The following is a 13358-nucleotide window of genomic DNA, read 5'->3' as shown; positions in this document are numbered from 1 at the left end:
TCATGCGAGGGCCCCTCGTTCGTGTTCCGCGGTGCGAGGTTCAGGCGATGTGGTCGTCCTGCAGTTCCGCCGTGTGGCGGTTCGTGAAGCGATTGACCATGCGGTCCGCGTCACGCTGCGGGAGTGAGATGCCGTACGTCGCCTCCACGTCGTCCTTCAGCTGGCCCGAGGTGGGGTAGCTGCCGTCGATCGACTTCTTGAAGACCAGGTAGAAGTCTTCCTCGGTCGGTTCCGGGACACCGCCGCCCTCTCCGAGCTCACGGGTGCGACCCGGGCCCGAGGGGATGGGGAAGCTGCCGGTCGTCTCCGACGGGGATTCCTCGGGGAAGGGCTGCTCCTCGGGGAACTGGTTCTGGGGGAGCACTTCCTGTGGGTGCTGCTCCTGCTGGTACTGGTCCTTCTGGTACTGCTCCTGCTCGTACCAGGCCGCGTACTGCTCCTCGGCGTACTGAGGGTCGAAGGGCGGCTCGTAGGTGGGGTCGTAGTCGCCCTGGTACTCGATCTGCTGGGGGTCCCTGGCATGCAACCAGGGGTTCGCCTCCGGATCGGCTGCCGGTACCTGCGCGGGAGCGTGTTCGGGCTGTTCGGCGTGGGGAGCGGGGGCCAACTCGGGGAGCTGCTCGCTCTGAGGCGCCGCCGGAGCGGGAGCGGGTGCCGGCAGGAGCGCCGGGAGTTCTATGCCCGCCGCCGCCAGGCCCGCGGGGGCCGTCTCCCCCAGGGGGACGCCGTACCGGGCGAGACGCAGCGGCATCAGGGACTCCACCGGGGCCTTGCGGCGCCAGGCCCGGCCGAAGCGGGAGCGCAACCGGGCCTGGTAGACGAGACGTTCCTGTTCCAGCTTGATGACCTGGTCGTAGGAGCGCAGCTCCCACAGCTTCATCCGCCGCCACAGCAGGAAGGTGGGCACGGGGGAGAGCAGCCAGCGGGTCAGGCGGACGCCCTCCATGTGCTTGTCCGCCGTGATGTCCGCGATCCGGCCGATCGCGTGCCGGGCCGCCTCCACGGCGACCACGAACAGCACCGGGATCACCGCGTGCATGCCCACGCCCAGCGGGTCCGGCCAGGCGGCGGCGCCGTTGAAGGCGATCGTGGCCAGCGTCAGCAGCCACGCGGTCTGGCGCAGCAGCGGGAAGGGGATCCGGATCCAGGTCAGCAGCAGATCCAGGGCGAGCAGCACGCAGATGCCCGCGTCGATGCCGATCGGGAAGACATAACTGAAGTTCCCGAAGCCCTTCTTGATGGCCAGTTCACGGACGGCCGCGTACGAACCCGCGAAGCCGATACCGGCGATGATCACGGCACCCGCGACGACCACGCCGATGAGAACGCGGTGCATCCGGGTCAGCTGTGGCGTGGCCACCGGTAACTCCCTCCCCTTGCGTGTTGTTGCGCGCAACAGAGTGGCACATCTGTGCGAGGGGTGGAGTACCGGTCCGGTTGCTCCGCTTCCACGGGCCGTCCCTGGGTCAGCCGTTGGACGCCGACTTCGACGGCGAGGCCGACTTCGCGGGGGACTTGGACGCCGAGTGAGACGAGGAGGCGGAGGGGGACGCGGTGGACGAGGAGGACGAGGAGCTGCTCGGCGCCGCACCGCCGGACGCGCCGTTCGCCGTCGCGACCGCGGACACCGCCTCCTTGGCCGCCTTCTGTGCGGCCTTCGTCAGGTCGTCGGCGTTCGGGGTCTTGTCGCCGGCCAGACCGGCGCCGTTGTAGTCGAGGGTGACGACCACGTTCTCCGCCCGCGCCACGACCGTCTGCTGCTTGAAGGCGCCTTCCTTCTTCTTCAGGTCGTAGCGCACCACCGTGGCCTCGTCGCCCGTCCCGGACACCGGCTCCGACGTCACGTGCTGCGCGTCCGCCACGTGCTGCGCGTCCTGCACCTGCCGCTGGTAGAACTCATGCGCCTGCTTCTCGCCCGTGCCGCGGGTGGCGTCAGAGGTGAAACGCAGCAGTGACACGTTGAGCCAGCGGAACTGAGAGCCCTTCACGCCGTTGTTGTCCAGGCTGGTCCAGGAACATCCGGCGCGCGCGGAGAGGTCGCTGGAGGAGCTCTCCTTGCCCGATTTCACGCCCTTCGGGACCAGTTCACCGAGCGTCTTGTCGGAGAGCACCTTGCAGGCCTGGGGCAGCTTCCCGTACGCCGCCGCCTGTACCGTCGGTGACGGGCTCGCGCTCGCGGAGCCCTTCACGTCGCCCGCCGGAGTCTGCTGGGCACCGGAACCGGAACCGGAGTCCGAGGAGGAGCAGGCCGCGGCCAGCAGCATCACGGGGACGGATATCGCGCAGACAAGGACGCGGTTCGGACGCTTCGCGCGCGGGGCTCGCTCTTCTCGCTGCATGGTTCCTTCACTCATCACGCTCGTGGTTCCTGCGGTCGGGATCGGGTCCGAGGGGCCACCGTACGCGGTGAGACAGATGTGCGGTCTCTTTCGCCGTCCTGAGCGCGGAGGCGGTGGGTGTCGCGCGGGGGCCGTCAACCACCCAGTGAATCGTCCAGCCGAGCCGCCAGTTTCCTTGCCTTGTCCTGCATTTCCTCGCTGTCCGGGACCACGCCGACGGTCGCCGGCTGCTCCTCGTAGACGATGGTCACGACCACGTTGGACGTGCGAAATGCCACAGTCACGGTGCGCTGCCCGGCGGTCGAACCGGCGCTGCCGAGGACGTCGTCGAGGAACGCCTCGTCGCCGAGACCGCTCAGGATCCGGGGCTGGAGGTCGGCCGGAGCGGCGTCGCCGGAGGCGGCCTCGGAGGAGGAAGGGGAGCCGGGGGAGGGCGAGGACGACGAGGACGACGAAGGCGATGGAGACGCCGAGGACGACGAGGGCGACGAGGGCGACGGGGTGCTGCCGGAGTCGGAGGCGGCCTTGGACTCCGTCGTGGAGGCGGAGTTCCCGCCGGCGGTCGGCTCGGGAAGGTCGGCGGCGGCCCGTTTGGTGGCGAAGACCGACTCGGCCTGGGTGTCGTCGCTGACGGTGTTGTCGTAGGAGACGACCCGCTCGAAGTCGACGTAGAGGTGGTCGGTGGCGTCCGGGGACTCCACCTTCCAGCGGCATCCGACCTTGCGGTCGGTGTCGTACGTGAGCGTCGCCTGGCCCGCGTAGGCCTTCTCCCGCTGGTCCGCGTCCGTGATCTGCCTGATGCCGGGCAGCAGCGCGTCGAGGGTGCTGTCGCCGACCGCGTGACAGGCCTCCGGAAGCGTCCGGTACCGGCCCGGCTGGGCCGCCGGCGTCGTCACGTCGGCGCCGCCGGGGTTGGCGTTGTCCGCCCGGCCGCCACTCGACGAACCGCCGGTGCAGCCGCCCAGCAGCAGCGCCGCGAGGAGCGCGGCAGCACCGGGTACGTACGCCTTCCGCAGCACGGTCAGGCTCCTCTCGCTTTCGATGGCCCCGCTGGTTATTCGCTTGCCGGGCGGGGCCGCTCTCCGGAGACAATGTGTATCGCACGCACTGCCGTGGACGCCGGTCCGATGTCCTGTTTCGTCGACCTTGGCGCCGGTATTGCGTTTCTGGATTTCTGTGTCCTTTCGGGGGAATGAGGGCGATATGTCGTATGTGGAGATACCGGGCGCGAAGGTCCCGATCCGCATGTGGGCCGACCCGGCGACCGTCGAGGGCGTGGCGATGCAGCAGCTTCGCAATGTCGCGACCCTCCCGTGGATCAAGGGCCTCGCCGTCATGCCGGACGTGCACTACGGCAAGGGCGCGACGGTCGGCTCGGTCATCGCGATGCGGGGCGCGGTCTGCCCGGCGGCGGTGGGCGTGGACATCGGCTGCGGAATGTCGGCCGTGAAGACCTCGCTGCGCGCCGGCGACCTCCCCGGCGACCTGTCCCGCCTCCGCTCGAAGATCGAGCAGGCGATCCCGGTGGGGCGGGGGATGCACGGCGATCCCGTCGACCCGGGACGTTTCCACGGCCTGGCCACCGCGGGGTGGGACGGGTTCTGGGGGCGGTTCGACGGGGTGGCCGAGGCGGTGCGCTTCCGCCAGGAGCGCGCCACGAAGCAGATGGGGACGCTGGGTAGCGGAAACCACTTCGTGGAGGTCTGCGTCGACGAGTCCCAGTCGGTGTGGCTCATGCTGCACTCCGGCTCCCGCAACATCGGCAAGGAACTCGCCGAGCACCACATCGGCGTGGCCCAGAAACTCGCGTACAACCAGGGTCTGGTCGACCGCGACCTCGCCGTCTTCGTGGCGGACACACCGCAGATGGCGGCGTACGAGCACGACCTGTACTGGGCCCAGGAGTACGCGAGGTACAACCGCGCGATCATGATGGCGCTCCTGAAGGACGTGGTCCGCAGGGAGTTCAAGAAGGCCAGGGTGACCTTCGAGCCCGAGGTGAGCTGCCACCACAACTACGTGAACCGTGAGCGCTACGAGGGCGTGGACCTTCTCGTCACCCGCAAGGGAGCGATCAGCGCCAGGGCCGGGGAGTACGGCATCATCCCGGGCTCCATGGGCACCGGTTCGTACATCGTCAGGGGCCTCGGAAACGAGCAGTCCTTCAACTCCGCGTCGCACGGCGCCGGTCGGCGCATGAGCCGCAACGCCGCCAAGCGCCGCTTCTCGACCAAGGACCTGGAGGAGCAGACGCGGGGTGTGGAGTGCCGCAAGGACTCCGGCGTCGTCGACGAGATCCCGGGCGCCTACAAGCCGATCGAGCAGGTCATCGACCAGCAGCGGGACCTCGTGGAGGTCGTGGCGAAGCTGAGGCAGGTCGTCTGCGTGAAGGGCTGAGGCCCTCGGTCGTGGTCGTACGCCCGGCCCGTACGGCTACTTGGCGTGGCGGACCGCGTAGATCATGACGAAGGCGACGACGTGGATGCCGAAGAGGAAGTAGCCGAGGTAGTACCAGACGTACCGTTCGCGCTTCTTCTCCAGGGCGAGCCGGGCGCGCTCCGCCTCCCGGTCGCGGTCGTCGTCGCGGTCGTCGACCATCACAGCTCCCGGTGGACCTTGGAGTTCGACGCCTGGGCCCGGGGGCGGACGACGAGGAGGTCGATGTTGACGTGGCTGGGGCGGGTGACCGCCCAGGTGATGGTGTCGGCCACGTCGTCGGCGGTCAGGGGCTCGGCCACGCCGGCGTAGACCTTGGCGGCCTTCTCCCGGTCGCCGCCGAAGCGGGTGAGGGCGAACTCGTCCGTCCTGACCATGCCGGGGGCGATCTCGATGACCCTGACCGGCCTGCCGACGATCTCCAGGCGGAGGGTCTCGGCGAGGACGTGGGCGCCGTGCTTGGCGGCGACGTAGCCGCCGCCGCCCTCGTAGGTGCCGTGGCCGGCGGTGGAGGAGACCACGACCACCGTGCCGTCGCCACTGGCCTCCAGCCGGGGCAGGAGGGCCTGGGTGAGGTTGAGGGTGCCGAGGACGTTCGTCTCGTACATGGTGCGCCAGTCGGCCGGGTCGCCGGTGGCGACGGGGTCGGCGCCCAGCGCCCCGCCCGCGTTGTTGACCAGGACACCGATCGCGCTGAAGGCCGTGGCGAACTCGTCCACCGCCGCGCGGTCGGTGACGTCCAGCTGGTAGGCGGCGGCGGAGTGGCCGGCCGCGTTGATCTCCTCGGCCAGCGCCTCGATGCGGTCCTTGCGGCGGGCGGTCAGGACGACCCGGTAGCCGGCGGCCGCGAGCTGCCGGGCCGTGGCGGCGCCGATGCCGCTGCTCGCACCGGTCACGACGGCGATGCGGGAGGCGGCGGACGGGGCGGCGGTGGCCATGGGCGGCTCCTCGGGGCGGAGGTGTGGTGCGTTCGGTCGCTCTGCCCAGAGTAGGTGAAGGTCAGCCGCCGTTCCGTGGTGCCCACATGATCACGGCCATGCCGGCCAGGCAGACCAGCACGCCGGTCACGTCCCAGCGGTCGGGCCGGTAGCCGTCGGCGACCATGCCCCACAGGATCGAACCGGCGACGAAGATCCCGCCGTAGGCGGCGAGGACGCGGCCGAAGTGGGCGTCGGGCTGGAAAGTGGCGACGAAGCCGTACGCGCCGAGCGCGAGGACGCCGCCGGCGGCCCACATCCAGCCGCGGTGTTCGCGCACGCCCTGCCAGACCAGCCAGGCGCCGCCGATCTCGAACAACGCGGCGACGACGAAGAGGGCGGCGGAGCGGAGGATCAGCATGGGGGCAGCCTCGCACGACCCCTCTGCTCGGTCGTCGTGCGGGGGAGGGGCGGAATACTTCCGGAACGGGGACGGTTGGGCAGGTATAGTTGAACCGTCAACAACTTGGAGGGTGAGTGGCCATGCAGTTCGGGATCTTCAGCGTGGGCGACGTCACGCCGGACCCCACCACGGGGCGTACGCCGACCGAGCGCGAGCGGATCAAGGCCATGGTCGCCATCGCGCTGAAGGCCGAGGAGGTCGGCCTGGACGTCTTCGCGACCGGTGAGCACCACAACCCGCCGTTCGTGCCGTCGTCCCCGACCACCATGCTCGGCTATATAGCCGCGCGCACGGAGCGGCTGGTCCTGTCCACCTCCACCACCCTGATCACCACCAACGACCCGGTGAAGATCGCCGAGGACTTCGCGATGCTCCAGCACCTGGCCGACGGGCGGGTGGACCTGATGATGGGCCGCGGCAACACCGGCCCGGTCTACCCCTGGTTCGGGCAGGACATCCGGCAGGGCATCAACCTCGCCGTCGAGAACTACGCCCTGCTGCACCGGCTGTGGCGCGAGGACGTCGTCGACTGGGAGGGGAAGTTCCGCACGCCTCTGCAGGGCTTCACGTCCACGCCCCGCCCGCTGGACGGCGTACCGCCCTTCGTCTGGCACGGCTCCATCCGCTCCCCGGAGATCGCCGAGCAGGCCGCGTACTACGGCGACGGCTTCTTCCACAACAACATCTTCTGGCCGGCCGACCACACCAAGCGGATGATCGAGCTGTACCGGGCGCGGTACGCCCACTACGGGCACGGCACGCCCGAGCAGGCGATCGTCGGGCTCGGCGGCCAGGTGTTCATGCGCAGGAACTCCCAGGACGCGGTCCGCGAGTTCCGTCCCTACTTCGACAACGCGCCGGTCTACGGCCACGGGCCCTCCCTGGAGGACTTCACCGCCCAGACCCCGCTGACCGTCGGCTCCCCGCAGCAGGTCATCGAGAAGACGCTGTCCTTCCGCGAGTACGCCGGCGACTACCAGCGCCAGCTGTTCCTGATGGACCACGCGGGCCTGCCCCTGAAGACCGTGCTGGAGCAGATCGACCTGCTCGGCGAGGAGGTCGTGCCGGTACTGCGCGAGGAGTTCGCCAAGGGTCGCCCGGCGGGCGTGCCGGACGCGCCGACCCATGGATCCCTGCCGGCCGCGAGCCGGCCCGGGAACGAGGAAGAGGTGAGCACCGTATGAGGCTCGTCGTCGTCTCGGCGGGGCTGAGCGTCCCGTCCTCCACCCGGCTGCTGGCCGACCGGCTGGCGGCCGCGACCGCCGAGCACGCCGCGGCGGACGTGCGCGTGATCGAACTGCGGGACCTGGCCGTGGAGATCGCGCACAACTTCACCGGCGGTTTCCCCGGCCCGGCCCTGGCCGACGCGCTGGACGCGGTCGCGGAGGCGGACGGGCTGATCGTCGTCACGCCGGTGTTCTCCGCCTCCTACAGCGGACTGTTCAAGTCCTTCTTCGACGTGCTCGGGGTACGGGACGAGAGCGCGCTGGCCGGCAAGCCGGTGCTGATCGCCGCGACCGGCGGCACCGCCCGGCACTCCCTGGTCCTCGACCACGCGCTGCGCCCGCTCTTCGCGTACCTGAAGGCCGTCGTCATCCCCACCGGCGTCTACGCCGCCTCCGAGGACTGGGGCGCCGAGGGCCTGCCCGAGCGGATCGCGCGGGCCGCGCGGGAGCTGGCGGCGCTGATGACGGGGCTGTCGGCGAGCCGGCGGCCGGAGCGGCCCACCGTGCCGGAGCAGGCCTCCGCCCCGGATCAGGCCTCCGTGCCGGAGCAGGCCGCGCCCGCGCAGGCCGGCGGGTTCACGGTGGTGCCGTTCGCGGAGCAGCTGGCGGCGCTGAGGAAGTGACGCGTTCGTGCTGCTCGGGAAGGACACGGGCGGGCCAACGATGCCGCCGCCGGTGAGAGGACGGTAGACGGCCCGCCGCGTTGCCCCCGAGTCGGTGAGAGGCGGGTAAAAAGGGTGATCGTAGGCCCATTCGTCTCGGCTGCGGGCCCGCGGCCTTGGCAGACTGGACGGGTGCCTCAGACTGTGCTCCTCGCCGAAGACGACCGTGCCATCCGTCACGCCCTGGAGCGTGCCCTGACACTGGAGGGCTACGACGTGACAGCGGTCGCCGACGGCGTCGAGGCACTCGCCCAGGCCCACAAGAACCCGCCGGACGTCCTCCTCCTCGACGTGATGATGCCGGGCATCGACGGCCTCCAGGTCTGCCGGGTGCTGCGGGCCGAGGGCGACCGCACCCCGATCCTCATGCTCACCGCCCTGGTGGAGACCGCCGACCGGATCGCCGGCCTGGACGCCGGAGCCGACGACTACGTCGTCAAGCCGTTCGACGTCGAGGAGGTCTTCGCCCGGCTGCGCGCCCTGCTGCGCCGCACCAGCCCGGTCGGCGTCGGCTCGGGCGGCGCGGCCGGCGCGGCCGGCGCGGGGGACGTATCCGCGAAGGAGCCGCAGGTGCCCGAGCGGCAGATCGAGGCGGCCGGGATCCGCATGGACCTCCAGGCCCGCCGGGTGTGGCGGGGCACGCGCGAGCTGGAGCTGACCCGCACCGAGTTCGAACTGCTCGAACTGCTCGTCCGCAACGCCGGGATCGTGCTCGACCACTCCACCATCTACGACCGGATCTGGGGCTACGACTTCGGCCCCGGCTCCAAGAACCTCGCCGTCTACGTCGGCTACCTGCGCCGCAAGCTCGACGAGCCGAACGCGCCGCAGCTGATCCACACGGTCCGAGGCGTGGGCTACGTGCTCCGGGAGGACTGAGTGGGCCGCCTCGCGCGGCTGCTGGACAGACCGCGGCCCCGGCTGTCGTCGCTGCGGACCACGTTCGCGGTGTCGTTCGCCGCGGTGACCGCCGCTGTCACCGTCCTCGTCGGCATCCTGTCGTACAACTCCGCCGCCCGGCTGGTGCGGGTGGACCAGCAGTCGGTGTTCACGCAGGTCGTCCAGGACGTACAGGACGAGGTGCGGCGCTACCAGCTGATGCCCGCGGACTTCACCTCCTCCCGCCCCGGGCACGAGCTGGTGCGGCCCAACCGCACCAACGTGCAGGTGCTCGGCGCCCACGGCGAGATCGTCGACCACGGCACACCACCGTTGCCCGTGACCGCCCAGGACAAGGCCGTCGCCGCCGCCGCGAAGGCCGGCAAGGCCGTCGAGTACAAGGACGTGGTCGTCGGGGGCGAGGTGTACCGGGTCGCGACCGTCGCCCTCGGCAAGGGCCACGGCGCCGTGCAGGTCGCCCAGGAGTTCAGCGACACCGAGGACCTGCTGCGCGCGCTCCAGCAGCGCACCCTGATCCTGATGGGCGCCGTGGTGGTCGCCGCCGGCCTGTGCGGCTGGTGGCTGGCCCGCCGCATCACACGCCGGCTGGTGGTCCTCACCTCCGCCGCCGAGGACGTCGCCCGCACCCGGCGACTCGGCGTCGAGGTGCCCGTCACCGGCTACGACGAGGTGGGCCGCCTCGGCCGCTCCTTCGACCGCATGCTGGGCCGGCTCGCCCAGTCCGAGGAGGACCAGCGCCGCCTGGTCCAGGACGCGGGCCACGAACTGCGGACACCGCTGACCTCCCTGCGCACGAACATCTCCCTGCTGCGCCGCATCGACGAACTGCCGCCCGCCACCCGCGAGGAACTGGTCGCCGACCTGACCCAGGAGGCCCGCGAACTGACCGACCTGGTCAACGAACTGGTCGACCTCGCGGCCGGGCAGTCCGACACCGAGCCCGTGCAGCGGGTCGACATCGCCGACATCGCCGAGGACGTCGCGGGGCTGGCGCGCCGGCGCAGCGGACGCGACATCGTGGTCCGCTCCAGCGGAGACACCACGATCCAGGGCCGGCCGGGCATGCTCCAGCGGGCCCTGTCCAACCTCGTGGAGAACGCCGTCAAGTTCGACCGCGCGGGCACGGCACCCATCGAGATCGCCGTCGCCGGACCCGCACGGCCGGGCATGGTCCGCGTCGAGGTCCTCGACCGCGGGCCAGGTATCGCCGCCGGCGACCTGATACGCGTCTTCGACCGCTTCTACCGCGCCGCCGACGCCCGTTCCCTGCCCGGATCCGGCCTCGGCCTGTCCATCGTCCGCGAGGTGGCCCTGGCCCACGGCGGCGCGCCGTTCGCGTTCCGCCGCGAGGGCGGCGGATCGGTCATCGGGTTCACCGCGGGCGCCCAACGGGGCCACCACGACACGGGCGGAGGGGCGACCGGGCCCCGCGGTCCGGCCCGGGACCCGGACCGCGGCACCTGAGGTGGAACCGGGTCCACTCGGTGGGGAGCGGCCGGGTCTACTCGGCGGCCCGCGCGGCGCGCCGGCCTTCGGCGGACGCGCCGCGTGGGGCGCCGCCCGCGGCCGTGTGTCTGCGGGACGCCGTCAGCAGCCACGCCAGGTTCCCCACCGCCGCGCCGGCCGCCACCACGGCGACGATCACCCCGGCCGTGGCGAAACCGGCCCGGAACAGCCGCGGCCGCGGGTTGAGGCTGTGCAGCCCGAAGCCGCACAGCAGATAGACGCCGACGGCGGCGATGGTGAGACTGACGACGAGCAGGACGACGGTCGGCCCGAGCCCGCCCTGCCCGTTCTCCCCGGGCGAAGCACCGGGCCGCCCCGTACCACGTGCTTCCTGCATGGGTCCCCCGTCGGTGGTTGAGTGGCGAGCCGACCCCCTACAGTACGTAGGGCCGCTGCCGGAGGGAAACTCGCTCAGTCACCGGCCGTGTCCGACCGCCACGTCATCGTCACCTTCGGTTCCACCGTCGACCCGGCGCGGGCCCGCCGGACTGTGTTACCGTTTGGACGTTGCAGTTGTGGTACCCATGAACCTATGTGCGCCTGACGGGAATGTTTCTCCTCTGGGCGCATTATTTGTTTTCCGGCATCTCCGGATGGGGCCTCTGCCTACAGAAGGAGAAAGTCATGGCACAGGGAACCGTGAAGTGGTTCAACGCCGAAAAGGGTTTCGGCTTCATCCAGCAGGACGGCGGCGGCCCCGACGTCTTCGCTCACTACTCGAACATCGCGACCCAGGGCTTCCGTGAGCTCCAGGAGGGCCAGCGGGTCTCCTTCGACGTCACGCAGGGCCAGAAGGGCCCGCAGGCGGAGAACATCGTCCCCGCCTGATCGCCGGGCGCGTATCTGCTCACCGGGGTCGGCACCGACATGGTGCTGACCCCGGTTTGTGCTGTTTCGAGGAAGGCCGACCACCGCATGTCCCGCAGACCCCAGAAGCCGAACAACCGGCGTGCCTCATCATCCCCGTCCTCCGCGTCGCCGAGGGAGTTCCGGCTGCCGGAGAGCAGGACGCCCGCTCTTCCCGCCGTCGAGGACTTCGCCGGTCTGGACATGCCCGTGGGGCTGCTGAAGACCCTTGCCGAGCAGGGCGTGACCACGCCCTTCCCCATCCAGGCCGCCACGCTCCCCAACTCCCTCGCCGGCCGTGACCTGCTGGGACGCGGACGTACCGGTTCCGGCAAGACCCTCGCGTTCGGGCTGGCGCTCCTGGCCCGCACGGCCGGACAGCGCGCGCAGCCCAAGGCGCCCCTCGCCCTCGTGCTGGTGCCCACCCGCGAACTCGCCCAGCAGGTCGCGGACGCGCTGGCCCCCTATGCGTCGGCCGTGAACCTCCGGCTGGCCACCGTCGTCGGCGGGCTGTCCATCACGAAGCAGGCCGGTGCGCTCCGGCGCGGCGCCGAGGTGCTCGTGGCGACCCCCGGCCGGCTCAACGACCTCGTGGAACGCGGGGACTGCGTACTCGACGGCGTACGGATCACGGTGCTGGACGAAGCCGACCAGATGACCGACATGGGGTTCCTGCCGCAGATCACCAAGCTGATCCAGCAGGTGCGGCCGGACGGGCAGCGCATGCTCTTCTCGGCCACCCTCGACGGCAACATCGACCGGCTGGTGCAGCGGTTCCTGACCGACCCGGTGGTGCACTCCGTGGACCCGTCCGCGGGAGCGGTGACCACCATGGAGCACCACGTGCTCCACGTCCAGGACGAGACCGACAAGAAGGCGGTCACCACGCGCATCGCGGCCCGTGACGGCCGGGTCATCCTCTTCCTCGACACCAAGAGGTCCGCCGACCGGCTTGCCAAGCGCCTCCTCGCCGTCGGTGTCCGCGCGGCGGCACTGCACGGCGGCCGCTCGCAGCCGCAGCGCAACCGCACCCTGGAACAGTTCAAGAACGGCCAGGTCACCGCGTTGGTGGCGACGAACGTCGCGGCCCGGGGCATACACGTCGACAACCTCGACCTCGTGGTGAACGTCGATCCCCCCACCGACCACAAGGACTACCTCCACCGGGGCGGCCGCACGGCTCGCGCCGGCGGTTCCGGCAGCGTGGTCACGCTGGTCCTGCCCGACCAGAAGCGGGACGTCACCCGGCTCATGTCGGACGCGGGCATCCGTCCCCGGACGGCGAGCATCAAGTCGAGCGACGTGGCACTGGCCACCCTCACCGGTGCCCGCGAGCCCTCCGGCGTGGCCGTCACCATCGAGGTGCCCCAGCCCGCGACGCCGCCGGCGTCCAGCCCGGACCGCAAGGCCGGCACCGAGCCCGGCAGGCGCTCCGGCCGACGGCGCCGCAACGGCGCCGGGGCGGGACCGGCGACGGGCGCCGCCACCGGCACGGGCGGCCGGAACCGCCGCGCGTCGGCCGGTGCGGCCGACGGCGCCTCCGCGTCCGGCGGTCGCGGTGCCGCCCGCCGGGCGGGAGCCGACGGGGCCCAGAACGCCGCGGGCGGAACGGGCGGCCGCGGTTCCGGCCGCCGGGCCACGACCGGCTCCGGCTCCGCCTCCGGCAAGACGGCCCGCGGCTCCGGCCGCCGCCCGTCGTCCGGCGGAGCCACACCCGGCTCCTCCGGCACGGGCGGCCGCGGTTCCTCCGGCGCCGGTGGCCGCGGCTCCGACCGCCGGGGCGACCGGCGCGGCTCCGCGACCTAGTGCCGCGGCGGGCAACGTTTGCCCGTCAAGGAGCGGCGTCCGGTGCGTGCTCTCGGTGTGCCGGCCGGAAGTCCTCGTACTGGATGTACTCGGGCTTTCGGCCGGTGCGGCGAGAGGGCGTGCCGGGCGTCGCGACGGGGCAAACGTTGCCTGTCGCGGCACTAGTACGACGTCGGCGCGGCCTCGACACGGCGTCGGCGCAGGACCGCCGGTGACGTGTGCGGGGCGTGCTCGCGCGCCCCGGCCGTCTGACGGCC

At 71.4% G+C, this 13358-nt stretch carries 14 protein-coding genes; 7 read left to right on the top strand and 7 right to left on the bottom strand.

Annotation, left to right across the window (positions count from 1 at the left end):
- Positions 1 to 40: 40 nt before the first annotated feature.
- The 3 genes from ACIHCX_RS25620 to ACIHCX_RS25610 all read right to left on the bottom strand — a co-directional run bounded on the left by ACIHCX_RS25620 (position 41) and on the right by ACIHCX_RS25610 (position 3358).
- Entirely contained in the window at positions 41 to 1336 is a 1296-nt protein-coding gene (locus ACIHCX_RS25620; protein WP_400033319.1) for a DUF2637 domain-containing protein, read from the bottom strand.
- Positions 1337 to 1466: 130 nt separating this feature from the next.
- Positions 1467 to 2339: a DUF3558 domain-containing protein gene (locus ACIHCX_RS25615; RefSeq protein ID WP_400033244.1), complete on the bottom strand. Its 873-nt coding sequence runs from the start codon at positions 2337 to 2339 to the stop codon at positions 1467 to 1469.
- Positions 2340 to 2473: 134 nt separating this feature from the next.
- A complete protein-coding gene (locus ACIHCX_RS25610; protein WP_400033242.1) occupies positions 2474 to 3358 on the bottom strand; it encodes a DUF3558 domain-containing protein in 885 nt (294 codons plus the stop codon).
- Between the two features lie 184 nt (positions 3359 to 3542).
- On the opposite strand from ACIHCX_RS25610, the gene ACIHCX_RS25605 reads away from it, so the two are divergent.
- Complete coding sequence (locus ACIHCX_RS25605; protein WP_400033240.1) at positions 3543 to 4736, top strand: RtcB family protein; 1194 nt, start codon at positions 3543 to 3545, stop codon at positions 4734 to 4736.
- Between the two features lie 36 nt (positions 4737 to 4772).
- Here ACIHCX_RS25605 and ACIHCX_RS25600 read toward each other — a convergent pair whose 3' ends face one another.
- The 3 genes from ACIHCX_RS25600 to ACIHCX_RS25590 all read right to left on the bottom strand — a co-directional run bounded on the left by ACIHCX_RS25600 (position 4773) and on the right by ACIHCX_RS25590 (position 6113).
- On the bottom strand, positions 4773 to 4937 hold the full coding sequence (locus ACIHCX_RS25600) for a hypothetical protein (protein WP_400033238.1): 165 nt from the start codon (positions 4935 to 4937) through the stop codon (positions 4773 to 4775).
- Positions 4937 to 5713, bottom strand: coding sequence for an SDR family NAD(P)-dependent oxidoreductase (locus ACIHCX_RS25595; RefSeq protein WP_400033236.1), 777 nt, complete (start codon positions 5711 to 5713; stop codon positions 4937 to 4939). Before ACIHCX_RS25595 ends, ACIHCX_RS25600 begins: the two co-directional genes overlap by 1 nt.
- Before the next feature lie 61 nt (positions 5714 to 5774).
- Positions 5775 to 6113: a YnfA family protein gene (locus tag ACIHCX_RS25590; protein WP_361420948.1), complete on the bottom strand. Its 339-nt coding sequence runs from the start codon at positions 6111 to 6113 to the stop codon at positions 5775 to 5777.
- Between the two features lie 122 nt (positions 6114 to 6235).
- Here ACIHCX_RS25590 and ACIHCX_RS25585 point away from each other — a divergent pair, with 122 nt between their 5' ends.
- From ACIHCX_RS25585 to ACIHCX_RS25570, 4 genes are all read left to right on the top strand, one after another.
- Positions 6236 to 7339 (top strand): LLM class flavin-dependent oxidoreductase, encoded by a 1104-nt coding sequence (locus ACIHCX_RS25585; protein WP_400033233.1) that lies wholly within the window; start codon positions 6236 to 6238, stop codon positions 7337 to 7339.
- Entirely contained in the window at positions 7336 to 8004 is a 669-nt protein-coding gene (locus tag ACIHCX_RS25580) for a CE1759 family FMN reductase (protein ID WP_400033231.1), read from the top strand. The genes ACIHCX_RS25585 and ACIHCX_RS25580 overlap by 4 nt, the downstream gene beginning before the upstream one ends.
- A gap of 183 nt (positions 8005 to 8187) precedes the next feature.
- A complete protein-coding gene (locus ACIHCX_RS25575; RefSeq protein WP_400033317.1) occupies positions 8188 to 8922 on the top strand; it encodes a response regulator transcription factor in 735 nt (244 codons plus the stop codon).
- Positions 8923 to 10407: an ATP-binding protein gene (locus tag ACIHCX_RS25570; protein ID WP_400033229.1), complete on the top strand. Its 1485-nt coding sequence runs from the start codon at positions 8923 to 8925 to the stop codon at positions 10405 to 10407.
- A 37-nt stretch (positions 10408 to 10444) separates the two neighbouring features.
- On the opposite strand, the gene ACIHCX_RS25565 is transcribed toward ACIHCX_RS25570, so the two are convergent.
- Positions 10445 to 10786: a hypothetical protein gene (locus ACIHCX_RS25565; RefSeq protein WP_400033227.1), complete on the bottom strand. Its 342-nt coding sequence runs from the start codon at positions 10784 to 10786 to the stop codon at positions 10445 to 10447.
- A 287-nt stretch (positions 10787 to 11073) separates the two neighbouring features.
- On the opposite strand from ACIHCX_RS25565, the gene ACIHCX_RS25560 reads away from it, so the two are divergent.
- A complete protein-coding gene (locus ACIHCX_RS25560; RefSeq protein WP_023544341.1) occupies positions 11074 to 11277 on the top strand; it encodes a cold-shock protein in 204 nt (67 codons plus the stop codon).
- Between the two features lie 87 nt (positions 11278 to 11364).
- Complete coding sequence (locus ACIHCX_RS25555; RefSeq protein ID WP_400033224.1) at positions 11365 to 13101, top strand: DEAD/DEAH box helicase; 1737 nt, start codon at positions 11365 to 11367, stop codon at positions 13099 to 13101.
- Positions 13102 to 13358: the final 257 nt, after the last annotated feature.

It is taken from the genome of Streptomyces sp. NPDC052043 (assembly GCF_044548235.1).
In the GTDB taxonomy this organism is placed as follows: domain Bacteria; phylum Actinomycetota; class Actinomycetes; order Streptomycetales; family Streptomycetaceae; genus Streptomyces.
Note: the sequence above shows the minus strand (reverse complement) of the source record. Positions and strands in the feature narration are given on the sequence as shown.

Coding starts and splice junctions, on each gene's coding strand:
- ACIHCX_RS25620 (WP_400033319.1), bottom strand. CDS start 1,336: ATGCACCGCGTTCTCATCGGCGTGGTCGTCGCGGGTGCCGTGATCATC.
- ACIHCX_RS25615 (WP_400033244.1), bottom strand. CDS start 2,339: ATGCAGCGAGAAGAGCGAGCCCCGCGCGCGAAGCGTCCGAACCGCGTC.
- ACIHCX_RS25605 (WP_400033240.1), top strand. CDS start 3,543: ATGTCGTATGTGGAGATACCGGGCGCGAAGGTCCCGATCCGCATGTGG.
- ACIHCX_RS25600 (WP_400033238.1), bottom strand. CDS start 4,937: ATGGTCGACGACCGCGACGACGACCGCGACCGGGAGGCGGAGCGCGCC.
- ACIHCX_RS25595 (WP_400033236.1), bottom strand. CDS start 5,713: ATGGCCACCGCCGCCCCGTCCGCCGCCTCCCGCATCGCCGTCGTGACC.
- ACIHCX_RS25590 (WP_361420948.1), bottom strand. CDS start 6,113: ATGCTGATCCTCCGCTCCGCCGCCCTCTTCGTCGTCGCCGCGTTGTTC.
- ACIHCX_RS25585 (WP_400033233.1), top strand. CDS start 6,236: ATGCAGTTCGGGATCTTCAGCGTGGGCGACGTCACGCCGGACCCCACC.
- ACIHCX_RS25580 (WP_400033231.1), top strand. CDS start 7,336: ATGAGGCTCGTCGTCGTCTCGGCGGGGCTGAGCGTCCCGTCCTCCACC.
- ACIHCX_RS25565 (WP_400033227.1), bottom strand. CDS start 10,786: ATGCAGGAAGCACGTGGTACGGGGCGGCCCGGTGCTTCGCCCGGGGAG.
- ACIHCX_RS25560 (WP_023544341.1), top strand. CDS start 11,074: ATGGCACAGGGAACCGTGAAGTGGTTCAACGCCGAAAAGGGTTTCGGC.
- ACIHCX_RS25555 (WP_400033224.1), top strand. CDS start 11,365: ATGTCCCGCAGACCCCAGAAGCCGAACAACCGGCGTGCCTCATCATCC.